General features: G+C 71.7%; 26 protein-coding genes and 1 tRNA gene. 17 read left to right on the top strand and 10 right to left on the bottom strand.

Features of this window, described 5'->3' with window-relative positions; all coding sequences use genetic code 11:
- Positions 1-340 precede the first annotated feature (340 nt).
- On the bottom strand, positions 341-1,879 hold the full coding sequence (locus ACGFI8_RS00230) for a cobyric acid synthase (protein WP_392797741.1): 1,539 nt from the start codon (positions 1,877-1,879) through the stop codon (positions 341-343).
- Positions 1,880-2,009: 130 nt separating this feature from the next.
- Between ACGFI8_RS00230 and ACGFI8_RS00225 the strand changes: the two genes are divergently transcribed.
- The 4 genes from ACGFI8_RS00225 (at position 2,010) to ACGFI8_RS00210 (ending at position 5,621) form a co-directional block, all read left to right on the top strand.
- The gene (locus ACGFI8_RS00225) at positions 2,010-2,978 is read left to right on the top strand and encodes a cobalamin biosynthesis protein (protein WP_392797739.1); all 969 of its coding nucleotides are present in this window, start codon (positions 2,010-2,012) and stop codon (positions 2,976-2,978) included.
- A gap of 228 nt (positions 2,979-3,206) precedes the next feature.
- The gene (locus ACGFI8_RS00220) at positions 3,207-3,755 is read left to right on the top strand and encodes a hypothetical protein (RefSeq protein WP_392797737.1); all 549 of its coding nucleotides are present in this window, start codon (positions 3,207-3,209) and stop codon (positions 3,753-3,755) included.
- 332 nt (positions 3,756-4,087) lie between these two features.
- The gene (locus ACGFI8_RS00215; RefSeq protein ID WP_392797735.1) at positions 4,088-4,441 is read left to right on the top strand and encodes a hypothetical protein; all 354 of its coding nucleotides are present in this window, start codon (positions 4,088-4,090) and stop codon (positions 4,439-4,441) included.
- A 79-nt stretch (positions 4,442-4,520) separates the two neighbouring features.
- Entirely contained in the window at positions 4,521-5,621 is a 1,101-nt protein-coding gene (locus ACGFI8_RS00210) for a sensor histidine kinase (RefSeq protein WP_392797732.1), read from the top strand.
- A gap of 108 nt (positions 5,622-5,729) precedes the next feature.
- Here ACGFI8_RS00210 and ACGFI8_RS00205 read toward each other — a convergent pair whose 3' ends face one another.
- Positions 5,730-5,990: a hypothetical protein gene (locus tag ACGFI8_RS00205; protein ID WP_392797729.1), complete on the bottom strand. Its 261-nt coding sequence runs from the start codon at positions 5,988-5,990 to the stop codon at positions 5,730-5,732.
- Between the two features lie 129 nt (positions 5,991-6,119).
- Between ACGFI8_RS00205 and ACGFI8_RS00200 the strand changes: the two genes are divergently transcribed.
- From ACGFI8_RS00200 to ACGFI8_RS00180, 5 genes are all read left to right on the top strand, one after another.
- Positions 6,120-6,542 (top strand): hypothetical protein, encoded by a 423-nt coding sequence (locus ACGFI8_RS00200; protein WP_392799678.1) that lies wholly within the window; start codon positions 6,120-6,122, stop codon positions 6,540-6,542.
- Complete coding sequence (locus tag ACGFI8_RS00195; protein ID WP_392799545.1) at positions 6,455-7,474, top strand: condensation domain-containing protein; 1,020 nt, start codon at positions 6,455-6,457, stop codon at positions 7,472-7,474. Before ACGFI8_RS00200 ends, ACGFI8_RS00195 begins: the two co-directional genes overlap by 88 nt.
- Positions 7,475-8,203: 729 nt before the next feature.
- Complete coding sequence (locus ACGFI8_RS00190) at positions 8,204-8,992, top strand: single-stranded DNA-binding protein (RefSeq protein ID WP_392797727.1); 789 nt, start codon at positions 8,204-8,206, stop codon at positions 8,990-8,992.
- A 163-nt stretch (positions 8,993-9,155) separates the two neighbouring features.
- A tRNA-Arg gene (locus tag ACGFI8_RS00185) sits at positions 9,156-9,231 on the top strand.
- A gap of 523 nt (positions 9,232-9,754) precedes the next feature.
- Positions 9,755-10,138: a hypothetical protein gene (locus tag ACGFI8_RS00180; protein ID WP_392797724.1), complete on the top strand. Its 384-nt coding sequence runs from the start codon at positions 9,755-9,757 to the stop codon at positions 10,136-10,138.
- Between the two features lie 249 nt (positions 10,139-10,387).
- Here the strand turns inward: ACGFI8_RS00180 and ACGFI8_RS00175 are convergent, their stop codons facing one another.
- Complete coding sequence (locus ACGFI8_RS00175; RefSeq protein ID WP_392797721.1) at positions 10,388-11,146, bottom strand: DUF6928 family protein; 759 nt, start codon at positions 11,144-11,146, stop codon at positions 10,388-10,390.
- A gap of 213 nt (positions 11,147-11,359) precedes the next feature.
- Entirely contained in the window at positions 11,360-12,394 is a 1,035-nt protein-coding gene (locus tag ACGFI8_RS00170; protein WP_392797719.1) for a hypothetical protein, read from the bottom strand.
- A gap of 161 nt (positions 12,395-12,555) precedes the next feature.
- Between ACGFI8_RS00170 and ACGFI8_RS00165 the strand changes: the two genes are divergently transcribed.
- The 3 genes from ACGFI8_RS00165 to ACGFI8_RS00155 all read left to right on the top strand — a co-directional run bounded on the left by ACGFI8_RS00165 (position 12,556) and on the right by ACGFI8_RS00155 (position 16,455).
- Complete coding sequence (locus ACGFI8_RS00165) at positions 12,556-14,613, top strand: cellulose binding domain-containing protein (RefSeq protein ID WP_392797716.1); 2,058 nt, start codon at positions 12,556-12,558, stop codon at positions 14,611-14,613.
- Between the two features lie 524 nt (positions 14,614-15,137).
- Positions 15,138-15,836: a DsbA family protein gene (locus tag ACGFI8_RS00160; RefSeq protein WP_392797714.1), complete on the top strand. Its 699-nt coding sequence runs from the start codon at positions 15,138-15,140 to the stop codon at positions 15,834-15,836.
- A gap of 142 nt (positions 15,837-15,978) precedes the next feature.
- Entirely contained in the window at positions 15,979-16,455 is a 477-nt protein-coding gene (locus ACGFI8_RS00155; protein ID WP_392797711.1) for a GNAT family N-acetyltransferase, read from the top strand.
- A gap of 115 nt (positions 16,456-16,570) precedes the next feature.
- Here the strand turns inward: ACGFI8_RS00155 and ACGFI8_RS00150 are convergent, their stop codons facing one another.
- Complete coding sequence (locus tag ACGFI8_RS00150) at positions 16,571-17,095, bottom strand: hypothetical protein (RefSeq protein WP_392797709.1); 525 nt, start codon at positions 17,093-17,095, stop codon at positions 16,571-16,573.
- A 166-nt stretch (positions 17,096-17,261) separates the two neighbouring features.
- On the opposite strand from ACGFI8_RS00150, the gene ACGFI8_RS00145 reads away from it, so the two are divergent.
- From ACGFI8_RS00145 to ACGFI8_RS00135, 3 genes are all read left to right on the top strand, one after another.
- Positions 17,262-18,641: a ferric reductase-like transmembrane domain-containing protein gene (locus ACGFI8_RS00145; RefSeq protein ID WP_392797706.1), complete on the top strand. Its 1,380-nt coding sequence runs from the start codon at positions 17,262-17,264 to the stop codon at positions 18,639-18,641.
- Positions 18,642-18,697: 56 nt separating this feature from the next.
- On the top strand, positions 18,698-19,288 hold the full coding sequence (locus ACGFI8_RS00140) for an FMN-binding protein (protein WP_392797704.1): 591 nt from the start codon (positions 18,698-18,700) through the stop codon (positions 19,286-19,288).
- A gap of 177 nt (positions 19,289-19,465) precedes the next feature.
- Positions 19,466-20,200, top strand: a complete 735-nt coding sequence (locus ACGFI8_RS00135; protein ID WP_392799542.1) for an FAD:protein FMN transferase — start codon at positions 19,466-19,468, stop codon at positions 20,198-20,200.
- A 505-nt stretch (positions 20,201-20,705) separates the two neighbouring features.
- Here ACGFI8_RS00135 and ACGFI8_RS00130 read toward each other — a convergent pair.
- From ACGFI8_RS00130 to ACGFI8_RS00115, 4 genes are all read right to left on the bottom strand, one after another.
- The gene (locus ACGFI8_RS00130) at positions 20,706-21,065 is read right to left on the bottom strand and encodes a DUF1801 domain-containing protein (RefSeq protein WP_392797701.1); all 360 of its coding nucleotides are present in this window, start codon (positions 21,063-21,065) and stop codon (positions 20,706-20,708) included.
- A 58-nt stretch (positions 21,066-21,123) separates the two neighbouring features.
- A complete protein-coding gene (locus ACGFI8_RS00125) occupies positions 21,124-21,426 on the bottom strand; it encodes a hypothetical protein (RefSeq protein ID WP_392799676.1) in 303 nt (100 codons plus the stop codon).
- Entirely contained in the window at positions 21,342-21,824 is a 483-nt protein-coding gene (locus tag ACGFI8_RS00120; RefSeq protein ID WP_392797698.1) for a protein kinase, read from the bottom strand. Before ACGFI8_RS00120 ends, ACGFI8_RS00125 begins: the two co-directional genes overlap by 85 nt.
- Before the next feature lie 215 nt (positions 21,825-22,039).
- On the bottom strand, positions 22,040-22,534 hold the full coding sequence (locus ACGFI8_RS00115) for a GNAT family N-acetyltransferase (RefSeq protein WP_392797695.1): 495 nt from the start codon (positions 22,532-22,534) through the stop codon (positions 22,040-22,042).
- Positions 22,535-22,564: 30 nt separating this feature from the next.
- Here ACGFI8_RS00115 and ACGFI8_RS00110 point away from each other — a divergent pair, with 30 nt between their 5' ends.
- Positions 22,565-23,281 (top strand): M50 family metallopeptidase, encoded by a 717-nt coding sequence (locus ACGFI8_RS00110; protein ID WP_392797693.1) that lies wholly within the window; start codon positions 22,565-22,567, stop codon positions 23,279-23,281.
- On the opposite strand, the gene ACGFI8_RS00105 is transcribed toward ACGFI8_RS00110, so the two are convergent.
- The gene (locus ACGFI8_RS00105) at positions 23,247-24,305 is read right to left on the bottom strand and encodes an LLM class flavin-dependent oxidoreductase (RefSeq protein WP_392797691.1); all 1,059 of its coding nucleotides are present in this window, start codon (positions 24,303-24,305) and stop codon (positions 23,247-23,249) included. The genes ACGFI8_RS00110 and ACGFI8_RS00105 overlap by 35 nt on opposite strands.
- Before the next feature lie 102 nt (positions 24,306-24,407).
- Here ACGFI8_RS00105 and ACGFI8_RS00100 point away from each other — a divergent pair, with 102 nt between their 5' ends.
- Positions 24,408-25,049 (top strand): hypothetical protein, encoded by a 642-nt coding sequence (locus ACGFI8_RS00100; RefSeq protein WP_392797689.1) that lies wholly within the window; start codon positions 24,408-24,410, stop codon positions 25,047-25,049.
- Positions 25,050-25,165: the final 116 nt, after the last annotated feature.

Genomic DNA, 25,165 nt, shown 5'->3' with positions numbered 1-25,165 from the left:
CGCCGCGTGCCCGGCCTGCTATGTCCCACCCGTGTCGGCCCGCCGGGCGCAGCCGACGACACCCCGTGCACGCGACCGCCCGGCACCGACCTGCCCCCGTCGGTCCGGCCGGCACATCGACCGGCACCCGGAACACGACACCGCCCCGCCGCGCCGGCCGTAACGACACCGCCTTGCGCCCCACCGGCCGCCGCCAGACCGCCTTGTGCCGCTTCGGCCGGAACCGCGCCGCCGTGCGCCGCTCCTGGCGAGGCCCGCTGGCCCGGGCCGGGCGGCCGGCAGCCGACGGCTGCCACCGGCGGCGCACTGCGCCGCGCCGGCTCCCCGTGGCGTGGGCGACTCATCGCGTCCCCACCGTGATCGTCGGCAGGCCCTTCGGCGCGCCGCCCTCGATCAGCCGCCACAGCGCATCGGTGTCGATGTGCTCCTCGACCAGGTCGCCCAGCACGTCCACCGTGCGCTCCCGCAGCGCCGCGAACGACACGTCCGGGGCGACCTCGAACCCGTGCCGGCCGGCCAGCCGCGCCGCCTCGGTCAGAAACGCGCGGCGGAACTGGTCGGACTCGAACGCGCCGTGCCAGTGCGTCCCGAACACGTTGCCCGCGACCGCTCCCTCCCCGGTGCCGTCCGGCAGCCTGATGAGGGGCCGTTCCGCGCCGCGGCTCACCTGGCCGTGATGGATCTCGTATCCCCGGACGGGCACCCCGTCAAACGCCGTCCCGCTCGGCAGGGCCAGGGTCTTGCGCTGCGCGAACGTGATGTCGACCGGGAGCAGGCCCAGCCCGGCGACGGTGCCACGCCCGCTCTCCACCTCGTCGTCGATACGCTCGGCGAGCATCTGGAAACCGCCGCAGATGCCGAGCAGCGGCCGCCCGGACTTGGCATGCCGGACGATCGCGTCCGCCAGGCCCCGCTCGCGCAACCAGGTCAAATCGTCCACAGTGGACTTACTACCGGGCACCACCACGAGGTCGACGTCGGCCAGGTCCGCCGGTTCCACCGTCAACCGCACCTGTACGCCGGGCTCGCACGCCAGTGCCTCCGCGTCCGTCGCATTGGACAGGCGCGGTAGCCGGATCACGGCGACGCGCAGCCACTGGCTTCCGCGGGCCGGTGCGGGCCGGCCGAGCACCCGCCCGTCGTAGGCGAGCGAATCCTCCGCATCCAGCCACAGCTCGTAGGACCACGGCAACACCCCGAACGTCGGCCGCCCAGTGAGCTGCGTCAGCGACTCCACCCCGGGCCGCAGCAGCCCCGCGTCGCCCCGGAACTTGTTGATGACGAACCCTGCGATCAGCGCCTGATCCTCGGCGTCGAGCAGCGCGACCGTGCCGAACAGCGCCGCGAAGACCCCGCCCCGATCGATGTCGCCGACCACGATGACGGGCAGGTCAGCGGCCCGGGCGAGCCCCATGTTGGCCAGGTCCATGGCCCGGAGGTTGATCTCCGTCGGGCTGCCCGCACCCTCGCAGATCACCACGTCGTGACGTTGTCGCAGGTCGTCGAGCGTCTCCAGCACCGTGGCCCGCAGCCGGTCCTTGATCTCCGCGTAGTTCGCGGCGCCGATGTGCCCCACCGCCTGCCCCAGCACGATGACCTGACTACGCCGGTCGGAACCGGGCTTGAGCAGCACCGGGTTGAACCGCACGCTGGGCGCCAGGCCACACGCGACCGCTTGGAGCGCCTGCGCGCGCCCGATCTCCCCGCCGGTGCCGTCGGGCTCGATCGCCACGGCCGAGTTGTTGGACATGTTCTGCGCCTTGAACGGCGCGACGTTCACACCTTGCCGGTGCAACCACCGGCAGATCCCCGCCGTCAGCAGACTCTTGCCCGCGTCCGACGTGGTTCCCGCGACGAGCAGACCACCCTTGCCTTCCACGCCGCCCATTCTGACCCGGCGGTACGACAGGAATATGTCCCGACCACCTTCCGTGATTGAACGAACACGACGAGCAATCACCCGGCGGCCGGTCCCCAAAACTGTCAGAGGGCACCGGTACGTTCGCGGCATGAAACTCTTGGCTGGCTCGCGAGCGGACGCGGTCGGAATCGTGCTGGGCGCGGTGCTCGACGCGGTCTTCGGAGACCCGCGCCGATGGCATCCGGTCGCCGGCTTCGGCCGGTTCGCCGGCGCGCTCGAGGAGCGCCTCTACGCCGACGACCGCTGGGCGGGGGCCCGATTCGCCGCCGTCGCCGTGGGCGCGCCGGTCGCAGCCGCGGCCGTCGGCGCGCGGCTCACCCGGCATCGGCCCGTGGCCCGCGCCGCGTTGATGGCCGCCGCCACCTGGTCCGCGCTCGGCGGCAGCAGTCTGGCGCGCGAGGGCCGGGTCATGGCCGACCGTCTCACCGCGGACGACCTGCCGGCCGCCCGCGAACAGCTACCCAACCTGTGCGGCCGCGATCCCGCCGCGTTGGACGCCCCGGAACTGGCCCGGGCGACCGTGGAGTCGCTGGCCGAAAACACCTCGGACGCGGTGGTCGCACCGCTGTTCTGGGGCGCGGTGGCCGGCGTGCCCGGCATCATCGGATACCGCGCCATCAACACGCTGGACGCGATGGTCGGGCACAGATCGCGGCGGTACGCGCGATTCGGCACCGCCAGCGCCCGCCTCGACGACGCGGCCAACCTCGCCCCGTCCCGCCTCACGGCCGCGCTCACCGTCGTCGCGGCCCCGCTGGTGGGCGGCAGCCCGTCCCGAGCCCTCCGCACCTGGCTCCGCGACGGCTCCCACCACCCGAGCCCCAACTCGGGCCAGTGCGAGTCCGCCGCGGCCGGCGCGCTGGGCGTGCGGCTTGGGGGCCGCAACGTGTACGGCTCGCGGGTCGAGGAGCGCCCACACCTCGGCGACGGATCACCGCCGACCCCGGCCGACGTACGCCGAGCCGCCACCCTCACCATCGCGGTCGGCACGACGGCGGTCGCCCTGGCCGCGGCCGCCCGCCTGGGCCTCGCACGCCGTCGCCGCCGAAAACCCTGACCGCGCCGCCTGGCCGCCGCGGGGCCGGCCCGGCGACGGCGTTCAAGCCGGACCCATCAAACCGGTGAGCCGAGGAGGTGAAGGCAGAGGCAAGGCGGAACGGCGCGTAGGCGATGGCGCGAAGGCGGAGGCACACGAGCGGAGACAGAGACGGAGGCAGCGCCTAGCAAGCAGATGGCGCAAAAACAAGAGCTTGTCCCACATCCGTCAGAGTCTTAGTTTTCAGTCGTGCAGCTCGTGCTCCTCCCCGTTCTCGCATCGCTTCGTGACGTTCATCGCGACGATGTGCATTCGCCCGTGCTCGATGAGTTCATGGGTGGGCTGGGAGTCGGTTACAGCTACGGCCCGCCGTTCGGTCAGCGTCTTGTGACGTGGGCCGACCTGCAGCGCATGGAGCTTCCCCGCCGCATGCTGAGGCGACAGGCCGCCCATAACCTCGATGCGCGACTCGGTGCCGTTGGCGTACACGGTCAGCCGCCGGCGCTCATGCTCAACTTCGAAGGTATCGCCTCCACTCTGTTGCTTGCGGAAGGGCTGTGGGCGAGCCTCGAACGGTCCGTGCCGGGAGAGCTCGTCGTCGGGGTGCCGGCGCGGGACGTCGTCATCGTCACCGGGTCGCACTCGCCGCCGGGGCTGGCCAAGGTTCGGCGGGCCGTGGACCGGGTGTTCTTCGCCGGGGATCGGCATCTGCTGTCGCGGAAGCTGCTGGTTCGGCGGCGGGGGATCTGGGAACCGTTCGTGACCAATCAGGTGCGGGCACCACAGGGCGCTTACTGAGCTCGCCGGCAAGGGAGAGATCGGCCAGAGGAGCGGCAAGCATCTGGCCGGTGCCGATGCTGTCGCTCGCGGACGCGCGATCCGGGCCTCGATTGGGGAGGCCCGCTGACCGTGGCCGGAAGAGGGCGACGAGGAGCGGTAGGGCTGGCACCAGCGGCAAGACGGTGGGCAACGGCAGTGATCGATGGTCCCGATGCGGCAAGAGTGGCGGCATGGCCACTCAAAAGGAAACGGCGACACAGAAGGCAGCGACCACACAACGCGCAACGGCGGTGCGAGGGGCGTTCGGGCTCTGGATCCTCGCCGTGGGGGCGGGGGCTTTCGAGACCGTCGTGGTCGTTGCAAGTGGGGCCGCGGGCGGCGGGGGCGGCGTCGTGGTGGGGGTGCTGGTGCGCTGCCTCGTGTACGCGGCCGTCGTCGTCACCGCGGTGTTGATGCTCGGCGGGCGGCGGTGGGCGCGGCTCGCGCTGGCCCTCGTGCTCGGGATCGTCGGGACGTTGTCCCTGGTCATGGAGCCTGTCAGCTGGCTGCTCGACGGGAACTCCGTGACGGACCTGGTCAGGGACGCCGGCGTCGCGTGGTGGCTGAGCGCTGGGGCGCGCGGCGTGCACATCCTCGCCGTCTGGGGTGCGGTGGTGCTGATGTTCGTGCCGAGCGCCAACCGGTACTTCCGAAAGCGCCGGTAGAGAGCGAATAGTACTGATGGAGCACGAAAAGCTCCGATAGACGGTCGGCAATCCGGAACCCGGCCATAGACTCGAAGGCGTGCGCCGGGATGGACTGCTCGCCCTGGGATTCGCGATCGTCGTGGTTGTCGGTGGGTGGTGGGCGGGGCTCGTGCAGGAGCCGCCTCGCCGGCTTGACCTGGTTGGATACGCGCTCGCCGCCGCGGCGGCCGGCGGGCTTGCCTGGCGTCGGCGGGCGCCGCAGGTGCCGGTCGCGGTGGCCGCCGGGATCACGTCCGTGTACCTGCTGGCGGGATACCCGTTCGGGCCGGTGCTGCTGACCGTGGTGTGGGGAATGTTCGAGTACGCGCGGCGGCGGCCGCTGCGGGAGTCGGCGCTCGCGGCGGCGGTCGCCACGGCGGTGTCGGTGGCGGCGGTACTGCCGCGGATGGCGAGCCACCTCGACCTGCCCGCCGTCGGGCTGCTGCTGTGGGGGGCCTGCTGGCTCGCGGTGCCCTGGTCGATCGGGGCGGTCGTCTACATGCGGCGCCAGGCGCAGATCGAGAAGCAGGAAGAGCTGGTCCGGCGAACCCTGCTGGAGGAGCGGATCCGCGTGTCGCGCGAGGTGCACGACGTGGCCGGGCACGGGTTCGCGGTCGTGGCCATGCAGGCCGGGGTGGCGCTCGTGGTGCTCGACGAGCGGCCCGAGCAGGCTCGCGAGGCGCTGCGGGCGATCCGCGACACGAGCCGGGCCGCGCTGGGCGAGTTGCGGGCGGTGATCGAGAACATCGACTCGCCGGCGGACATCGGAGCGCTGGTGGAGCAGGTCCGGGCGGCGGGGGTCGAGGTCGCGCTGGAGCACGACGGGCTGGCGGGGGCGAGCGAGCGGCAGCGGCGGATCGCGTACGAGGTGGTGCGCGAGTCGCTGACCGATGTCCTCCGGCACGCCGAGGGCGCGACCGCGGCGGTCGAGATCGGGCACGCGGGCGGCAGCGTGACGGTCCGGATCAGCAACGACGGGGAGCGGCACGACGCAGCGGAGCCCGGCCCGACCGGCGCGGCGGAGACCAGAACGAACACGCCGACCGGCGCGTATGGGCACGGCATCGAGGGAATGCGCGAACGTGTCGAGGCGGCCGGCGGCAGCTTCGAAGTGCGGACCGAACGCGGATTCGAGGTCCACGCAAGGATTCCGCGATGACCGGGCGCGATGCTCAAGCTCAACGCCCGCGACCGGGCCCAGCTCGCCGTGTTCGCGATCCGCGCGAGCCTGCGAACCGGAGGCTGACGCGCAAGAACACGGCGGGCGTCACCGGCCCACGAGCTCGGCGGCGATGCGGCGCAGCACGTCGGCGGCCGGCTCGCCGGTGGACCGGGCGTGGTCGAGCAGGATGAGGGCGGCCAGGTTGGTCATGCCGGTGAACGCGCGCCCGACGTCGGCGACGGTGTCCTCGTCGCCGATGATCTGCTGCAGGTATCCGCTGCGCATCTGCGCGTCCTGCGGCGCCTGGAAGAGCAGCGTCAGCACGCCGATCGCGTTACGGGTGTCCTCGAGGCGCCGCTCATCCATGAGCCAACCCTACGTGTACCGCGGCGATCTCCTAAACCCGAGAGAGCGCTCTCGCAACCCACCGAAGGGCTGATTGACACATCTGCATGCCTGCCCAGAATGGCCCTCGGGTCGATCGGAGGGAGCCCGATGAGCACCGTGAAGAGTCGCATCGCCGTGCCGTTCCAGGGCGAGGGCGCCGGCGTCGCCGGGATGACCTGGGCGCAGCTCGGCATCTGGAAGACCATGGTGGCCACCGGCATCACCATGAACATCGGCGGCACCGTGCCGCTGCCGCCGGGCACGCCCGTCGAGGAGATGACCACCCTCCTGCGGTACCTCGTCAGCCGCCACCAGTCGCTGCGCACCCGCCTGCGCTTCGCCCCCGACGGCACCGCCGAGCAGGTGCTGTCCGAGTCCGGCGAGCTCGGCCTGGAGCTGGTGGACGTCGGGCCGGGGACGACGCCGAGGCCGCCGCCGAGGAGCTGCGCGCCCGCTATGCCGAGGAGCCGTTCGACTACGAGCACGAGTGGCCGGTGCGGATGGGGGTGGTGCGCCGCGACGGGGCGCTGACCCACGTCGTGCTCATGTACTGCCACCTCGCCGTCGACGGCTTCGGCATCGACGCGATCGTGCGCGACATGGCCAACCTGGACCCGGCCACCGGCGAGGCGACCGCGCCGGTGGAGGCGCTCACGCCGTTCGAGATGGCGGCGAAGCAGGGCACCCCGGCGGGGCGGCGGGCCGGCGAGAAGGCGCTGCGCCACTGGGAGCAGGTCCTGCGCGCGATCCCCGCCCGGCGCCTCGGCGAGTCGACCGACCCGCGCACGCCCCGGTACTGGGAGCTCACGCTGCGCTCGCCCGCGCTGCACCTGGCCATGCAGGCGATCGCGCAGCGCACCGGGGTCGGCCCCGGGTACATCGTGCTCGCGGCGTACGCGGTCGCGCTGTTCCGCCAGACCGGGCGCAACCCCAGCGTGGCGCAGCTCGTCGTCAACAACCGCTTCCGGCCCGGGTGCGGCGACTCGGTCAGCCAGCTCGCCCAGCTCGGCGTGTGCGCGCTCGACGTCGCCGGCGTGACGTTCGACGACGCCGTCCGGCGCGCCTTCACCGCGGCGACCAACGCGTATATGCACGGCTACTACGACCCCGCCGGCCTCGACAACGTCGTCGCGCGGGTGCGGGCGGAGCGCGCCGACCTGGAGTACGACATCATCGTGAACGACCGGAGGGCCTTCACGGGCGCCGCGCCGGATGCCGGCGCCCCGGACCCGGACCGGATCGCCGCCGCGGCCCCGCTGACCACGACCTGGTGGAACCGCCGGGTCGACACCCTCGACGCGATGCTGAACATCAGCGTCGACGCCGCACCGGACGCGGTCGACGTGACGATCTGCGCCGACACGCACCGGCTGAGCCCGGCCGACATCGAGGCGCTGGCCCGGGAGATGGAGGCGGTGACGGTCGCGGCGGCGCTGGAAGACAGCCCGGCGCATCCTGTCTAAACCGTGGCGGCCCGCCGGGCACTGAGCGTCCGTCCACCGTGGACAGCCGGAACGGCCGCAGCGAGATGGGCGGCGGCCGGGCGCGTCAGGCGCGCTCGGCCATCCGTCGTCGAGGGCGAACCTGGTGTCGCGCGCAGCCGTAGCAGCGCGATCGAGCCCGGGCTCGCCGCCACCAGGTCCTCGAACGCCAGCCGCCACGTCGCGGCCACAGGCGTGCGGTGCTCGACCGGCGCGCTCCGGGCGAGCAGTTCGGCCCGCTCCTCGCGTACTCCAGCGCGGCCGTCGTCTTGCCCGCCCCGCCGAGCTTGCACAGCGGCACCACCGCCACCGGCCCGTCGGCCAACCGGGCTGCGACCCGTCCCGGTCCGGCCCCGACCGGCACGGCGAGAAGCTTCGATCCTGATCATTCGTCGAGCCTCCGGGTCGGCGGGCGCCCGGCCGCCAGGCGGAGCGCGACTGCACACGGGCGGTGAGGCCACGGGAGTTACGGTCCGGACCACGGCGGACATCGCGGTAGCTCGGATTTTTTCGGTACCGCGGCCCGGATCTCCCGGTCGGGCGGTCTCGCGTCGCCGCAGGTGGGGCGGGGGTTCATAACAGATCACCGGCGGCGGCGCGACCCCGTCCACAAGCGGTCGGTTATCCACAGGTTCGGCCCTCGCGCCCGGCGGGGACGCCCCGGTTTCGCGCAAGCTGCCTCCGACAAACCCAAGCGGAGGGAGAACGACCGTGTTCGAGACCATGGTCACCGTCGTCGGCAACGTGCTCAACGCGCCGGACTGCCGGCGGCTCGTGGACAGCCAGTCGCTCGTGACGCACTTCAAGGTGGCCTCCACCTCGCGCCGGTTCGACCGCGCCGACGGGCGGTGGATCGACGGCGACAGCCTGCGGGTGCGGGTGAACTGCTGGCGCCAGCTGGCCGAAAACGTCGCCCGCAGCGTGCAGGTCGGCGATCCGGTGATCGTCACCGGGCGGCTGTACAGCCGGGACTGGGAAACCGAGGATCACGTGCGGCGGGTCAGCTACGAGCTGGACGCGCACTCGGTCGGCCACGACCTGTCCCGGGGCCGGGCGAAGTTCGCCCGGATCAAGCCGCACACGCTGACCAGCGCCATCGACGACGAACTCGCCGAGGCCCGCATCGGCGGCGCCCCGACCGCTCCGGCGGACGAGATCAACGGCCTGCCGCGGCGCCGGTCGTACGACGAGGAGCTCGGCGGGTTCGTGACGATCGTCGAGGAGCACGACCCGTTCGCCGAGGAGGTCCTGGCCTCCCTGGACTCGGATGAGGCCGCGGCGCAGTTCGAGCGCTCGGACGAGGACCTCGCCGCCGAGCTGGAGGCCCTGGCCGCCGGCGAGTCCGACGACTCCGACGAGCCCGAGGACGAGGTCGAGGAAGTCGAGGAGGAGACCGAGGACTCCTCGGACGCCGCGGAGGAGGCCGGCGCCGCGACCGGGACCGGCGCCGCGCCGCGCGGCCGGCGCAGGCCGCGCACCCGCGTACCCGCGGGCGTCTGAGGACCGGCGGCGGGCAGGCCGCGCGGATTTTCCCCGTCCGCCGCGCCCGCCCGCCGCCAACCCGGTTGCCCGCCGAGCGCGCGACGTGCTGTCCTTGAACTACGGCAATCCGGCTCCCCGCAAGCAATCCGGCCCGGGATGGCGGTAGCCTGTGCGACGACATGCGCTCGTAGCTCAGCGGATAGAGCAGGGGACTTCTAATCCCAAGGTCGTAGGTTCGATCCCTACCGGGCGCACCAGGCTTTACCAGCGGTTTTGCACCGCCCCGCGCCCCGATGAGGCACAGCGGGCGGCCTGACAGCAACCACGACAGCAACGCAGTCACACCGGATCGTCCTCGTACGGGCCCCGAGCGCGTCGTCCATGCGCCCCGCCGCCTCCTGCTGCATCGCTGGAAGGACGTGCCCGTAGGTGTTCATCGTGATCGCAATCTGCGAGTTGCCAAGGCGCCGCTGACGCGGCGCACCGCGGCGCCAGGGGGTTGCTCGCGACCCTGGCCCTTAGCGCAAGCGCACGGGCCGGGGCAAGCCCCCGGCGCCCGCACCGGAATCAGCGACGCCCAATACCACCGAGACGAGGCCCGGAAACACGAAGCGCACCGGCCCGCCGGCATCACCGAGGACCAGGGCGCGAACGCCGACCGCAGCAGCCGAGTTGCGGTCACGGCATGACTTGCGGTGCGGTGGCACCCTCCCCGCCGCCGCTGTGAGTGGTCACCCGTTCATGTTGTGCGGTGGACGGCCTTCCAGCATGCTCATGGGCATGGATCAGCTTGTCCGGTGGTTCGACACCAGAGGGAAAGCCGTCCGCCTCGCCTACGCCACGATCCTCGCCGCGGTTTCCGGTGCCGGGATGACACACCTACGGGGTCCGGTGCTGGGGCTGCTGGTCTTCGTGGTATTTGGACTGTTGTCCGGCATTTGGGCAGTGTCGATTTCGTGGGTGCGCCGCTGGTCGGCCGACCACATCGTGGCCGACGCCTCACTCATCGTGCCGTTCATATTCTTTGCCCTGCTGGCCATACCGGTGCTGCCGTGGTGGGCGGCTGCACTGATTGCGCTGGCCATCGGTGTCGTGATCGTGCCGTTCATGGTGCGTCGGCGAAGGGCCTATCAAGCACGGACTGCCTCACAGACCGACAGCTAAGAGGCTTTGCTCGCCACCAGGTGATGGACACCGACACCTCACCCCGCCCCGACAAGCACCCTAGGAGGACCCCGGCCATAGGCCGGGCCAGGACGACAGCAACCGCTCCGAACAGCGCCGATTCAGCTCAGCGCACTCCAGCATCCAGAACAGGCGCCACGGCCGACCCACCGAGGGCACGGTCGTGCCTTCTCATCCCAAGGTCGTCGGTTCGAGTCCTACCGGGCGCACAACCGAAGGGCGGGCGAATCAAAGGCTGTCGAGGCTCACCTCGTGCAGCGTCCCGTCCGGTCCCATTCGGAACGTCCGCCGCCGCATTGTCCGTTGTGCCTCCGCGTACATGGCTTCACGCGCAGCCTGTTCCTCGCCGGACGGGTCCGTCACTCGGAAGCCGTGCAGATGAACCGCTTCCGTGTCGATGTCGTCCGGGTCGTAATAGCCCTCCACGACGAAGCCGAACAGGGCGCGCAACGCTTCCTCGCCCAGCTCAAGGGGATGAAACGGCAACGGGTATGGGCCCTCATCGGGCCAGCCCGGGACAGGTTCGACGGGATGCTCGCCTGCCCAGTACGGCAGCTCAAAGTCGTACGGCTTGCCGATGTTCTCCTGGATGCCGCCGTCGGGTGACAGGCTCAACGATCTGATGAGCACACCGTCTTCCCAGACCGCGAAACAGAGCCAGTCCACTACCGAGTGCATCCCGTGCATGATGATTCGCCTGCCTGCTCCGGCTTGGCGCAGGTGTTCCGGCAGCTCAGACGGGCGGTCGAGCACGAGTCGCCGGTCGCAGTACAGCTCGGCCCCGGCCAGCACGGTCGCGTAGGTGAAGTCGTCGGAAGGGTAGATGTCGTCGAACAGTGTGCCGTCGTCGGCGGGCGCGACGTCGTAGCCGGGGTGCACCTGGCGTACCAGCGCCTCGGTCTCGGCTCGGTCCGAGCGCGTCGCACCGAGCAACGCGGGTTTGATGTCCCCCTCGGTGAACGCCAGCAGGGCTGTTTTCGCGCCCACGTCGCTCCTCCAGGTCTCTGGTTGCGGACAAGCGCCTGCACACTACCCGCCTACAACCCTTCGAGCCGGGTTCAGCCCACGTGGCAGCTGATCCGTCGAGTAGCACCAGGCCGATCGGGCCGTCGATCGTGGTGAGCGTCTGTAGCGCGTCGCCCTGGAGGACCTCGACCAACTCGGCTGAGCCTGCGGTGTTTCCGGGTTCCGGGCCGCGGTCTACTGTTGCGCGATGCCGGAGAGCGAAGATCGCGTGGCGCAGCTGGAGGCGCGGGTGTTCACGCCGCTGTTCTGATCCAGCAGGGCTGCGACGCCGCCGGGCAGGCCGAGGCGCGCCAGGGCGGCGTCGAGCCAGGCGGGCTCGTCGGCGCACAGGCGGTGTACGAGCCCGAACTGGGCGGCGTCGAGGGCCGGGCGATGCACGACCACCGTGTCCCGCGTGCGGCCGTCCGGCAGCACCCGCAGAAGCGCCGCGCCGCGGTCGTGCCGCTCGGTCACCGCAACGGCGACAGGCGACGGAGACGACGCGGCGGGGGCCGGCGGCGAGGGCGTCGTGGCGAGTACGACGCCGCACAGGTGGGGCCAGGTGGCGAAGACGCGATCGAGGGCCTCGGCGACGAGGTCGATCCGCTCGCGGGCGGGGCGGTCGCCGAAGCCGGGCAGCGACCACAGCGCGCCGCCGTCCTCGATCCACACCCACGCGGCCGGGGCGGACCTGGTCTGCTTGGCCTTGAGCTCCACGGCCCGGACCAGGCGTCGCGTGGTGCCGGGGCCGGCCCGGTTCAGGCCGCGCAACTCCAGCAGCAACTCGGCGCGAAGATCCATCGACCCGGACTGGACCAGCACGTCGCCGACCGGCGGCTCCAGGACCGGGCGCGCGCCCGCGAGCAGTGCCTGGGCGGCCAGCCGGGCCTGGGTGGCGCCGTGGCGGAACTCGTCGCGGCCCGGGTTGCGCGCCAGGTTGCCGCGCAGCTTCGCGATGCCCTGCACGCCGTGCTCGACCAGCAGCCGCAGCCGGGCCCACAGCGAGACGGCGTCGAGCAACACCGCCACAGCATCCGAAGAACCCGACAGCACGGCCAGCTCGGGGCGCTCGGCGGCGGGGCGCTGCGCGGCGCGCCACAGCCAGGTCGGGCCGAGGAACGCGGCGAGGTCGTCGGCGGCGCGCCGGGCCGTGAGGCGGCCGGCGTCGCTCAGCGACGGATCCGAAACACCGAACGCGGCGCGCCAATCGAGCACCCGTCCAGCATCCATGAAAGGTTCGTACCTGACACATTGACAAACACCGACAAGCCGGGCGTTCCCTTGCCCGGTGGCAGAGGCCGGACCGAGCGTGCGGAGTCGAAGCGATTCCCACCCGACCGGGATCCCCACCCCAAAACGGGATCCCGACCCCAAGCGAGAGGTCCGTCGCCATGCCTCAGGGTCCAGTGCGCCGCGCCGGAAGCGCGCTCGCACTGCTCGTCGCGGCCGGCGCGCTCGGTAGCGCCCCGCTGACCAGCGCGTACGCCGATCCCGCCCCCGTCAACGTCACCGTCAACGCCCGCGCCGGGCTGGCCACCGTCGCCGACACGGCGCTCGGCGTCAACGACGCCATCTGGGACTCCGAGCTCGGCACCACCGCCGTGTCGGACCTGCTCGGCGCCGCCGGCGTCGGCATGATGCGCTACCCCGGCGGCTCGTACGCCGACATCTACCACTGGAAGACGCACACCGCGCCGGGCGGGTACGTCGCCCCGGGTACCGACTTCGACACCTTCATGGCCTCGGCCCGGCGGGTCGGCGCCCAGCCGATGATCATCGCGAACTACGGCACCGGCACGGCGCAGGAGGCGGCCGACTGGGTGCGGTACGCCAACGTCACCAAGGGCTACCACGCGAACTACTGGACCATCGGCAACGAGAACTACGGCAACGGCCACTACGGCACCGCCTGGGAGGCCGACGACCACGCGGACAAGAGCCCCAAGGCGTACGCCCAGGGCGTCGTGGCCTTCGCCCAGGCGATGAAGGCGGTCGACCCGGGCATCAAGGTCGGCGCCGTGCTGACCACGCCCGCGAACTGGCCCGACGGCCTCGTCGGCGGCGGCGACAGCGGCACCTGGAACCAGGTCGTGCTGTCGATCGCCGGGCCGTACATCGACTTCGTCGACCTGCACTGGTACCCGGGCGGGGGCACCGAGGCCGAGTCGCTGGCCAAGCCCGCGCAGATCGACGACATGCTGTACCTGGTCCGCGGCCAGATCGCCCAGTACGCCGGGGCGAACTCCGGCCGCATCGGCATCAGCCTCACCGAGACCAACGTCGGCGTCGGGCAGAACACCCAGCCGGGCGCGCTGTTCCTGGCCCAGACGTACAGCGGGATGCTCGAGAACGGCGTCTTCACCGTCGACTGGTGGGACGTGCACAACGGCATCGGCACCGTGTCCACGGTGGCCGGCCAGACCGACTACGGCGACTTCGGCATGCTCTCCAGCGGCGGCTGCCAGTCCGGCGGCGGCGTGTGCGAGCCACCGATGAACACGCCGTTCGCGCCGTACCACGCGCTGAAGCTCATGCACTCGTTCGCGCGGCCGGGCGACCAGCTGGTGCGCGCGGGCACCGACAACCCGCTCGTGGCCGCGCACGCCTCGCGCCGGGCGAACGGCGATCTCGCGGTACTGCTGCTGAACCTGGACCCGTCGAGCGCGCACGCGGTGAAGATCAGCTACGACGGGTACACGCCGTCGGCCGCCGTCCCGACGGTCGAGTCCTACCTCAACGGCGGGTCCGGCGTGACGTCCGCGCAGACCGGCACCGCGGCGTCGCAGAATCTGGCCCCGTACTCGCTGACCGTGCTCACCCTGCACCCGTCGTCGCCGACCACGGGCGCTCCGTCCGCGCCCGGCCGCCCGTCCGCCACGACGGTCACGGACCGTAGCGCCACGCTCACCTGGCCAGCGTCGCAGGCGGGCGTGAAGTACGAGGTGTACCGGCAGTACGGCGCCCGCAGCGAGCAGCTCGGCGAGACCACGGCGACGACGTTCACCGCCGGCAACCTCACCCCGGGCACCCGCTACACGGTGAACGTCCTGGCCCGGGACGGGTCCGGCCGGGTGAGCTGGTCGTCCTCACCGCTGACCTTCACGACGGGCGCCCCGGCGACGAGCACCTGCAGCGTGCGCATCACCGACGACAACGACTGGGGCAACGGCTTCGTCGGCACGATCAGCATCACCAACACCGGCCCGGCCCCGCTCAACGGCTGGACCCTCTCGTTCACCTGGCCGACGTCCTGGCAGAGCGTGAGCGGCGGCTGGAACGGCACGTGGACCCAGACGGGCACCACCGTGCGGGTGACCCCGGCCGACTTCAACACGACCCTGTCCGCGGGCGGCGGCAGCACGAGCGTCGGCTTCGTCGGCTCCTACAGTGGTCCGAACATTCTGCCGACGGCCTTCACGCTCAACGGCACGGTCTGCGCCGCGGCGTGAGACCCGGCCGGGCGCCGCGGGCCGGTTGCGGTCCGCGGCGCCCGCTGTTTCCAGAGCTCCCGCGATGTCCGCCGTGGTCCGGACCGTAACTCCCGTGGCCTCACCGTCCGCGGGTAGTCACGGCCGGCCTGGCGGCCTCGGCTACCGGCTGACCAGCCCGGCGGCGATCACGAGATCGCCGGCGTAGACGGTCCAGCCGTCGGCGCGCACCCCGGCGAGCACCCGCGCCCGGGCCCGGGACACGTAACGCGTCGACCGAGCCCACCTGCTCGAACACCCGCACCCCGGCGGTGTGCAGCCGGCCGGTCCAGGCCCGCGGCGGGTGGCCCCAGTGGAACGAGGCGACCGCGACGCGCGCGCCTCGCACACCGCCCCGCGGCGCCGAGGTGCTCGTCGTGGGCTACTCGGCCGGTGGCGGTATTGTTGAACCGTCAATGGTCGGCCGGACAGAACACTGCCGCCGCAGATAAGTCCAGACGCTGCCGCGTCCGGACTTATCCGAAATTTCGTGATAAGGAGCGCGCATGATCGAGATCGAGGTCTGGTCCGACATCGTCTGCCCGTGGTGCTACATCGGCAAGCGACGCCTTGAGCGAGCGCTCGCGGGCTTCCAGGGCGACGTCTCCGTCCAGTGGCGCAGCTTCCAGCTCGACCCCTCCACCCCCGTCGGCGACCCGCGCCCGGTCAGCGAGTCGCTCGCCGCCAAGATGGGCGCGTCCGCGGCCCAGGTGCGGGACATGTTCGCGCGCGTGACGAGCATCGCGGCGGAGGAGGGGCTCGCGTACGACTTCGATCGGGCCCGCACCGCCAACACGCTCGACGCGCACCGCCTGCTGCACTTCGCCAAGGCGCACGGCCGGCAGGCGGAGCTGAAGGAGCGGCTGATGCACGCGTACTTCACGGAGGGCGCCGACGTCGGCGACCACGCGACGCTCGCCGCGCAGGCCGGCGCCGCGGGCCTGGACGAGGTGGCGGCGAAGCAGGCGCTGGCCGACGGCTCGTACGCCGCGGACGTCGAGGCCGACATCGCGCAGGCCCGGGCCTACGGCATCAACGGCGTGCCGTTCTTCGTCTTCAACCAGCGCGTCGGCGTGTCGGGGGCGCAGCCGCTGGAGGTCTTCGAGCAGGCCCTGCGCCAGTCCTCGCTGACGGTGCTGCGCGCGCCGGCCGGATCGGCGGACGCCTCTTCCGGCGAGTGCACGGACGACTCCTGCGCCGTCTGACGCCCGGGACTCCGCACGTGCATTTGCGGCGCGCAATCTTATGCCGTGCAGACGCACAGTCAAGTGGCACCGGGTGCGGCATGAACATGAGTGACTACTTTCCGGCAAGCACGGGCACAGCCTCCGGTTCTACGCTGCACTCATGACCGTTGATGTGCTGCACAGCTACCGGATGCAGGTCGCCCGCGGGGTGCGCCGGCTGGCTCCGGACGACACCGAGCAGGTGGCGAGGCTGCTGGAGCGCGACGGTCATCCCCAGTCCGAGACCAACATCGCGGAGCGCCTGCAGCGCTGGTGCGAGCACCCCGACGGCGCCGCGTTCGTGTGGGACGAGCGGGGCAGCCTGCTGGGCGTCATCGCCGCTCACGTCATCCCGTCGTTCGAAACCGACGGCGCCTGGCTGCGCATCGTGGCCCTGGCCGTGGCCGAGTCGGCTCGCGGCCGGGGCATCGGCACGAGCCTGGTCGCGGCGGCGGAGACGTTCGGCCTGATGCGCGGCTGCTCCAGCGTCGAGGCGACGAGCCTGCGGACGCGGGAGGGCGCGCACGCGTTCTACCGGGCGCTGGGGTACCAGGACCGGACCGACGCCGCCGGGCGGTTCCTGCGCCAGCTGCCCTGAGACACGCCCTTTTCCGCACCCCTGAGAGCACCTCAGGGGTGCGTTGCGTTGCCCGCGAAGCGCCACGCCCGATTTGTGAGTTCGTGCAGCCCGAGCTAAAGAAGATCGGCCGGATTCAGGCGCTCAGCCGGGTGCCGAGGGCCGTCGCCACCTGCACCAGACCGTCCTCGGCGGACGCCGGCAGCTCTCCCCCGCCGAGGTTCACCACGGACAGCACGACGATCAGGTTGCTCACCCGCATGGTGATCACCTGCGGCGACCCGATCGCCTGCATACGCTGGCGGATCGCCTGGTCGCCGACGCCGCTGAGCGACTCCGTGCCGCCCCCGCCGACCGCGTCGAGGAAGCGCGAGGCGAGCTCCGGCCCGCCCACCGTGCCCCGCTTGGACACCAGCGTGTACCCGACGTTGATCTGCACCTGGCCGTCCGTCGCCGTGCAATTGTCCCCGTCGGCCTCGACCTCGGCGTTCGCGACGACCGGCGCGACCGTCGCCCGGTCCAGCACCTCGCAGCCGGGCACCGCGGTGAACCGGCCCTGCTCGGCGAAGGCGCCCAGCGAGTACGCCATGCCCAGCCCGGTCGCCGCCACCACCGCGACCACGGCCGCGAAGATCAGGACAATTCGCCAGAACCGCTGCATCGGTGCAGTCTAGGCGCCGCCGAAACTGTCGTACCTCTGTGCGAGCATGTCGACCGCGCGGAACTGTGCGCAACCTGAAGTCCCGATTAAGCCCGTGGCCCGCGGACCGCGGGCACTGGTATCACCGATGGCAGTGGAACCACATGCACCGTATGCAGAGACGACCATGACCGTCCCGAGAGAGCGCGCGGCGAGCCGACTGGCGGCACCGGCGGCTCGGCCCGTCGAGCACAACAACGCCGGACGGTTCCTCATTCGCACCCTCTTCTGGGGCGGCCTCGCGCTCGCGGTGCTGCCCTGGTGGCTGGGGACGAAGACCGGTTCGATCGACACGACCGCGGAGCTGTTCCAGTCCGCGGGGCGGGTGACCGGGCTGATCGCCGGCTATCTGCTGCTGGTGCAGGTCATGCTGATGAGCCGGCTGGCCGTCCTGGAGCGCTGGATCGGCGCCCGGCACCTGGGACTGTGGCACCGCGAGCTCGGCGGCGCGGTGCTCGTCATGATCCTCGCGCACGCCGCGCTGATCACCGTCGGCTACGCGTATGCCGACCGGGTCGGGTTCGTCGGCGAGCTGGGCACGCTGCTGACCGAGTACGAGGACATGGTCACCGCGTTCGTCGCGGCCGGCATGATGGTGTGCATCGGCCTGCTGAGCATCCGCGCGCTGCGCCGGGCGCTGCCCTATGAGCTGTGGTATTTCCTGCACCTGAGCGCCTACCTGGCGCTGCTGCTCGGCTTCGCGCACCAGTTCTCCGACGGCCAGGAGCTGTTCAAGCCCGGGTTCGGGCGCAGCGCCTGGATCGGCTTCTACGTCGTGGCGATCGCCGTGGTCGTGGTGGGGCGGATCGTCGGGCCGCTCGCGCTCAACCTGCGGCACCGGCTGCGGGTCGCCGACGTGGTGACCGAGGGGCCGGACATGGTCTCGGTCTACATCACCGGCAACCGGCTGGACGACCTCGACGCGCGCGCCGGGCAGTTCTTCCGCTGGCGGTTCCTGGCCGGCGGGCTGTGGTGGCAGGCGCACCCGTTCTCGCTCTCCGCCGCGCCCAACGGCCGCTGGCTGCGGCTGACCGTGAAGACCGTCGGCGACCACACGCACCGGATGCGCTCGATGCGCCCCGGCACCCGGATCTTCGTCGAAGGGCCGTGGGGCGACTTCACCGCCAGCCGCCGGGTCAGGCAGCGCGCGCTGCTGATCGCGGCGGGCAGCGGCATCGCGCCGATCCGCGCGCTGCTGGAGGAGCTGCCGCCGGGCGCGATCGTGATCTACCGGGCCAGCAAGGTGCACGACCTGCACCTGCGCCACGAGCTGGAGCAGCTGTCCGAGCTGCGGCACGCCCAGCTGTGGTTCGTCATCGGCGACCGGCGCGACCCCGGGCCGCGGCGGCTGTTCACCCCGGGCGGCATGCGCGAGCTGGTCCCCGACATCGCCGAGCGCGACGTGTATCTGTGCGGCCCCGACGGCCTGGTCGAACAGTCGCTGCAGGTGCTGCGCCGGCTGCGGGTCCCGCGCCGGCAGGTCCATCTCGACCCGTTCGAGCTCTAGATGATCCGGCCGCGCATGGGAAACGCGCCGATCGATGCAAGAGGAGTTGGTACCGCGTGCGACGCGCTCTGATGGCCCTGATGGGCACGGCGGCCGGCACCGTCCTGCTGGTCGGCGCCAAGGCGGGCTTCAGCAGCCCGCAGGTCGACCAGGCGATGCAGCCGCAGTCGGCCGACAGCCCGGCGCCCGGCGCCTCCCCAGCACCGGCCGACGCGCTGCCGCCCGGCGCCGGCCCGTCCGCGGCCCCGCCGGGCGCGAGCCAGCCTGCCGCGGACGCGACCAAGACCGCGACCCAGCCGGCGGGCACCAAGACGACCGCGCCCGCGGGCCGGCCGACGACCACCGCCCCGCGCCGCACGACGATGAAGGACGGGACGTTCAACGGCAACCCGATCTACGTCGACTACGGCAACATCGAGCTGTCGATCGTCGTCTCCGGCGGCAAGATCACCGACATCAAGGTCCTCGACTCCCCGAGCGGCCACTCCCGCTCGGTCCAGATCAACAACAGCGCCCTGCCGAAGCTGCGCGCCGAGGCCCTGGCCGCACAGAGCGCCAGCATCGACACGGTGTCGGGCGCCACGTACACGAGCAACGGCTACAAGCTCTCCCTCCAGTCCGCCATCGACCGTGCCTACCAGGCCTGACCCGCCCCGGCCGATGATGTCCGCTCCGCCGCACGGCACCGCGCCCCGCCCGCCCCGAATCTCGGCGGCGCTGCTCCTCAGCAGCCCGCGAAGCACCGATCCGCGGAGAGACCGCGGGCAACGACGTCTGGACGGGGGCGCCTCATGACGCACAGCCTCGTGCGAGTCGAGCACGTGATGGGCATGGCGGTCAGCCTCGACCTCGACGACGATCTGCCGATCGACCGCCTGGAGCGCCTCGCCGACGGGGTGTTCGACTGGTTACGGCTGGTGGACGGGATCTTCAGCACGTACAAGCCGGAGAGCGAGATCAGCCGGCTCGCCCGCGGGGAGCTGCGCCGCGAGGACTGCTCGCCGGTCGTCGCCGAGGTGCTCGACCGGTGCGCCGAGCTGTGGACGGAGACCGACGGCTACTTCGACGTCAACGCGGGCGGCACCCTGGACCCGTCGGGCTACGTGAAGGGCTGGGCCGTCCAGCGCGCCTGCGAACGCCTGCGCGCCGAGGGCTCCGCCAACCACTGCCTCAACGCCGGCGGCGACATCTACGTCCGCGGCGTCCCCCGCGGCCGCCCCCGCTGGCGCGTCGGCATCCGCCACCCGTGGGAGGCGCTGTCGGTAGCGTGGGTCCTGGAGGTCACGGACACGGCGGTCGCGACCTCCGGCACCTACGAGCGCGGCCTCCACGTCCTGGACCCCTTCACCGGCGCCCCCGCGAAGGACCTGCGCTCGGTGACCGTGGTCGGCCCGGACCTGGGCACCGCCGACGCCTACGCCACCGCCGCCCTCGCCATGGGCCTCAAGGGCATCGACTGGCTGGCCACCCTGCCCGGCCACGAGTGCGCGGTGGTGACCGAGGACGGCCGCGCCCTCCGCTCCGACGGCCTCCCGGTGGCCCCGCCCCTCGACTCGTGACTGCCGGCCCGCACGCCGCGGCCTTCCAACGCACCGCAACCGCCCCGGAAAGCACCGAAGGCGGCCCGACAGCGCTGAGCGTGCGGACCCGAGCCAGGGCCGATGGCGGCAAGGCGCGGGTCAGGCCAGCCGGGCGCGATCGGAACGGCCAGGCGCGAACCGTGCCGGACCGGACGCTACCGCGAGCCGCGACCCGCGAGTCGGGGACGGCCACCGCAGCCAGGAGCGGGGCGAGCCGTAAACCCGACGAAGCGATCCACACCCGGGGCTCCGCGTGACCCCAGCCGGGGCTGGCGCGCGACCGCAGCCAACCCGGCGCGTGACCCCCAGCCCGGGGCGCCGCGCGACCGCGGCCGGGGCTGGTGCTGGTGCTGGTGCTGGTGCACGACCGTAGCCAGGCCGGCGCGTGACCTCCAGCCCCAGGCGGCGCGCGACCGCGGCCGGCGGCAAACGGACCATCACTGGCCGTGAACGGCACGCACCGCGAGCACGGCAGGGCGTCAAGTCAGGCGATCGCCAGGTCCAGGTATTCGACCAGGTGCTCGTGGGTCGGCGCGCTGTCGTCCGGCTTGAAGCGCAGATACCGCAGCCGTTTGCCCGTGCCCTCCAGCAGGCCGTGCGGGTCGGGCAGGTCGGCGCCGTGTTCGAAGCCCACCGAGACGCTGTCGGTGCCCGGGAACACCGCGGCGATGTAGCCGCGCTCCGGGTGGTGGAAGCCCAGGCCGTGCCAGCCGCGATACACGCGCTCGGTCAGCTCGGGGCGGGCGGCCAGGATGACGTCGCGCAGGTGGCGGGTCAGCGCGCTGATGCTTGCACAGTGATCTTCCAGCAACTCCTCGAAGCCCGGTGGGGCGGCACCCGTCATGCCCACACCTCACCACATGGGTACGACAAAAAACGGCCCGAATTCCTGACTGCTGGAACTACCGCTCGAACTCCTGGCCGCGGACCTCGCCGCCGGGGAGAAGGGCGCGGCCGGTGTACAACCACTTCTGCACCACGACGTAACGATGCCCGTGCGGAAGGCGAGCCACGAACGGGCCGCAGTCGTGCTCGGCAGTGGAGTCGGTGAACATGAGGCCGTCGCACGTGTGCGGGCCGTCGGCGAGCCGGCCGGTCTCCACGTCGAGGACGGACATGCTCACGTCGGCCTGCACGCCGGGGATGCCCTGCATGTGGCCGACCATCCGGATCTGTTCGGACGCCAGGGAGGGCTGGGCCAGCATGGGGTGGCCGAGATCCCAGGTGTACCGGTCGGCGCAGATCCAGGGGCCGAACGCGACTGAGCCCTCGACGTTGGCGCCGGGCTGCGCGGCGAGAGCGCCTCGGCGACCTGGGCCAGCAGCGTGGCGGCCTCGGCGGGCGGCAGCGTGCCCCGCTCGTGCAGGCGGTCGCGCAGGCTGCCGCCCTCGACGAGGTCCATGACCAGGCCGATCGAGGCGCAGACGGTGACGAGGTCGCGCACCCGCGCGATGTGCGGGTGGCGGAGCATCAGCAGGATCGCGCGCTCCTGGACGAACCGGTTGACGGCCTTCGGCTCGGCCATCGGCTCGGCCATCGGGTCCTCGCGCAGCAGCTTCACCGCGACGTGCTCGTCGCGGTCGAGGGCCCGGGCGCGCCACACGGTGCCGGTCCCGCCGCCGCCGATGGGCTCGATCAGCTCGTACGCGTCGCCGATGCGATAGCCGGTCAGGTCACGCTCGTCCGGTGACCATCCGTGTCGTAGCGCGCTTCGGGCGGAGTACGCATCGGGGTATTGGTACAGAATGCAAGGTGAAGGTCACAAGCCGTACCAGGAACTCCGCCCCCTGCGGGGGATCTTCGGAGCGTCCAAAAGCTTCACAGGTACCGATGCATGATATGGAAGTCCACCAACCCGTGCCGGGTGCTCTGGAAGCCGTCGGGGACGGTCCCGACGATGATGAAGCCGAGCGAGCGCCACAGCCGCACGGCCACGGTGTTGGTCGACACGACCGCGTTGAACTGCATCGCGGTGTATCCCAGCTCCCGCGCCCGGTCGAGGCAGTGCTCGCCGAGCGTGCGCCCCAGGCCCCGCCCCCGCGCGCGGGACGACACCATGAAGCTCGCGTTGGCCACGTGCGCGCCGAGCTTGGCGCGGTTGGGCCCGACCTTGTACATGCCGAGGACGTCGCCGTCCTCGACCGCCACCCACTGCTCCCACGGCGACGGTAACAGCCAGTGCTCGCGCGCGTCGTCCTCGGTCGAGTCGGGCGCGTTGTCATAGCTCTCACCAGCCGAAACCACCTCGTGCCATACATCCCACGTGCCCGGCCAGTCACTGTCCGCATAGCGCCTGATCTCCACGCTGTTCATTCAACACGTGAGGTGGCAGGCTCTGCATTCGTGTTCGACGTGTTGCACGACGCCCTCGGCAGCCAGCCGTCCCCGGACCGCACGGTGATCATCGCGACCGCCGTCGCCGCACTGCTCGCGGTGCTCCTCCGGCCGTTGTGGAAGGTCATGCGCAACTTCGTGACGATCGCGCACGAGGGCGGGCACGCGCTGGCGGCGGTGCTCAGCGGGCGCCGGCTCTCGGGCATCCGCCTGCACTCGGACACGTCCGGGCTGACGCTGTCGAAGGGCCGCCCGAAGGGGCTGGGCATGGTGGTCACCGGGCTGGCCGGCTACGTCACGCCCTCGCTGCTGGGCCTGGCCGCCGCGGCGATTCTGGGCGCCGGCCGGATCACGATCCTGCTATGGCTGCTGCTCCTGCTCCTGATCCTGATGCTCATCATGATCCGCAACTTCTACGGCGTGATCTCCGTCGTCGCGGCGGGTGCGATCATCTTCGCCGTCTCCTGGTTCGCCGATTCGAAGATCCAGGGCGCGTTCGCGTACGCCTTCGCGTGGTTCATGCTGCTCGGCGGCGTGCGGGCGGTCTTCGAGCTGCAGCAGTCCCGCTTCCGGCGGCAGGCGCCCAACTCCGACGCCGACCAGATCGCGCGGCTGACCCGGGTGCCCGCGATCGTGTACGTCGGGTTCTTCGTGATCGTCGTGCTGGGGTGCCTCGCGTTCGGGGTACGACTCATGCTGGGACCGGTCGGCGAGCTGCTCGGATAGCGTCGCCGACGCGCTCGGCCTCCTCCAGGTGCGGCCAGCCGGAGAGGATGAACTCGTCGACGCCGGCGTCCTCGTACTCGGCCAGGCGGGCGTTGATCTCCGCCGGGCTGCCGACGAGCGCGGTGCCGGCGCCCTCGCGGACCAGCCCGACGCCGGCCCAGAGGTTGGGCCCGACGACCAGGTCCGCGCCCCGGTTGAGCGCGGTCATACGCGCCTGGCCGACCGAGTCCATCCGCGCGAACCGCTCCTGCGCCGCCCGGATGCGCTCGGGGTCCATGCCCCGGAGCAGCCGGTCCGCCTCCGCCCAGGCCGCGTCGGCGTCGTCACGGACGATCACGTGGATCCGAAGCCCGATCCGCAGATCCGGATTTAGCGCTTTTATCGCATTTATCCGAGTTTGTACCGCGGGAAGGGGCTCGCCCCACAGCAGGTACACGTCGGCGTGCCGCGCCGCGACCCGCACGGCGGCCGGCGACGCGCCCCCGAAGTAGATCTCTGGCACCCGCTCGAGCGGGCGGGCCAGGCCGCCGCACTCGACGTGGTAGTACTCGCCCCGGAAGTCGAACGGCCCGCCACGCCAGGTGCGGCGCATGACCTCGATGTACTCGGCGGTCCGGGCGTAGCGCGCGTCCTTGGTCACGAAGTCGCCGTACGCCGCCTGCTCCCCCTGGTCGCCGCCGGTCACGACGTTGAGCGCGAGCCGCCCGTCCGAGATCCACTGGAACGCCTCGGCCTGCTGCGCCAGCAGCGTCGGCAGCGTGAACCCGGCGCGGAACGCGACCAGCAGCTTGAGCGTGGTCGTCTGCTGCGCGAGCGCCGTGCACATGACGAGCGGATCGAGGCAGCCGGCCCCGACGGGCGTCAGCGCCGACTCGAACCCGGCGCGCTCCGCGGCGCGGGCGACGTCCGACAGATACCCGACGGTCGGGGCCCGATCGTGCCGCGCGGCCCCGGCCGTGACGGTCGCGGCCCCGACCTGGTCACCGTCGCCGGTGGTGGGCAGAAACCAGTGGAACTTGGTCATGGAAACCTACTTTACCTACTAGTTCACTGGGTGGGAATCCTGGCTCGAATCTATTAGAATGTGTGTACGAAAAGACGCTCTTGACCTGGGAGGAGAGCGCCAGTGACCGCGCCCGTCAGCACCACCGGATCCATCCCCTACGCGACCCTGCTCAGCTTCACCCGGTATGTCGGCCGCACCGGCCCGCGCAAGGCGAGCTTCGTCGGCGGCCTGCGCCGCCAGCGCGAGTCCGGGCACGGTTTCAACCCGCACGGCCAGCTGGTGAAGGCCCTGAAGGCGGACATCCAGTTCCGCACCGGCGGCACCTACCTCAACGCCGTCGTCGACCAGGTCAACGCCCGATGGAAGCCGCTGTACGAGTCGGTGGTGCCGGGCGCACTTCGCTACCTGGAGTCGCTACCCACGCCGGTCGAGGTCACGCCGGCCCGCGACGCGCTGTGCATGATCGGCTCGCTGCCGGTGAAGATCAACCCGCACTTCGGGCTGCGCTACGCGGACGGACGCGGGGAGGCCGTGCGGCTGCACTTCGACGAGGACCCGCCGCTGGACGAGGCCGCGGTGGCAACGCTGCACCTGATGGGGCGGCACATGGACGCGGTGCTGCCCAACGCCACGCCGGTGCTGGTCGACCTGCGGCGCGGAGACGTGCTGCGGCCGGACCCGACGGTGAAGGCGGACGAGGTGGAGCGGTGGCTGGCCGGGGAGGCGGCGGCGTTCGCGGCCATGTGGGGATCGGTGGCTTGATCCCCAGCTAGAAGCCTTCGTTTCTGGGGCTGCATGCCCTTAGCGCTGGGGGTGACTTCCGTGCTGGTCGACGGCCGCCTGCTCCCAGTTCGTGGCCTTCGGGGCTCGGCATCCAC

The sequence above is a fragment of the Dactylosporangium sp. NPDC048998 genome (genome assembly GCF_043197855.1).
In the GTDB taxonomy this organism is placed as follows: Bacteria; Actinomycetota; Actinomycetes; order Mycobacteriales; family Micromonosporaceae; genus Dactylosporangium.
Note: the sequence above shows the minus strand (reverse complement) of the source record. Positions and strands in the feature narration are given on the sequence as shown.

Bases quoted from the DNA above. Each gene is read 5' to 3' on its own strand.
- ACGFI8_RS00200 (WP_392799678.1), top strand. From the start codon at position 6,120: ATGAGCACCGTGAAGAGTCGCATCGCCGTGCCGTTCCAGGGCGAGGGC.
- ACGFI8_RS00225 (WP_392797739.1), top strand. From the start codon at position 2,010: ATGAAACTCTTGGCTGGCTCGCGAGCGGACGCGGTCGGAATCGTGCTG.
- ACGFI8_RS00135 (WP_392799542.1), top strand. From the start codon at position 19,466: ATGGGCATGGCGGTCAGCCTCGACCTCGACGACGATCTGCCGATCGAC.
- ACGFI8_RS00125 (WP_392799676.1), bottom strand. From the start codon at position 21,426: ATGCTGGCCCAGCCCTCCCTGGCGTCCGAACAGATCCGGATGGTCGGC.
- ACGFI8_RS00155 (WP_392797711.1), top strand. From the start codon at position 15,979: ATGACCGTTGATGTGCTGCACAGCTACCGGATGCAGGTCGCCCGCGGG.
- ACGFI8_RS00160 (WP_392797714.1), top strand. From the start codon at position 15,138: ATGATCGAGATCGAGGTCTGGTCCGACATCGTCTGCCCGTGGTGCTAC.
- ACGFI8_RS00170 (WP_392797719.1), bottom strand. From the start codon at position 12,394: ATGGATGCTGGACGGGTGCTCGATTGGCGCGCCGCGTTCGGTGTTTCG.
- ACGFI8_RS00180 (WP_392797724.1), top strand. From the start codon at position 9,755: ATGGATCAGCTTGTCCGGTGGTTCGACACCAGAGGGAAAGCCGTCCGC.
- ACGFI8_RS00205 (WP_392797729.1), bottom strand. From the start codon at position 5,990: ATGGATGAGCGGCGCCTCGAGGACACCCGTAACGCGATCGGCGTGCTG.
- ACGFI8_RS00145 (WP_392797706.1), top strand. From the start codon at position 17,262: ATGACCGTCCCGAGAGAGCGCGCGGCGAGCCGACTGGCGGCACCGGCG.
- ACGFI8_RS00150 (WP_392797709.1), bottom strand. From the start codon at position 17,095: ATGCAGCGGTTCTGGCGAATTGTCCTGATCTTCGCGGCCGTGGTCGCG.
- ACGFI8_RS00165 (WP_392797716.1), top strand. From the start codon at position 12,556: ATGCCTCAGGGTCCAGTGCGCCGCGCCGGAAGCGCGCTCGCACTGCTC.
- ACGFI8_RS00105 (WP_392797691.1), bottom strand. From the start codon at position 24,305: ATGACCAAGTTCCACTGGTTTCTGCCCACCACCGGCGACGGTGACCAG.
- ACGFI8_RS00115 (WP_392797695.1), bottom strand. From the start codon at position 22,534: ATGAACAGCGTGGAGATCAGGCGCTATGCGGACAGTGACTGGCCGGGC.
- ACGFI8_RS00130 (WP_392797701.1), bottom strand. From the start codon at position 21,065: ATGACGGGTGCCGCCCCACCGGGCTTCGAGGAGTTGCTGGAAGATCAC.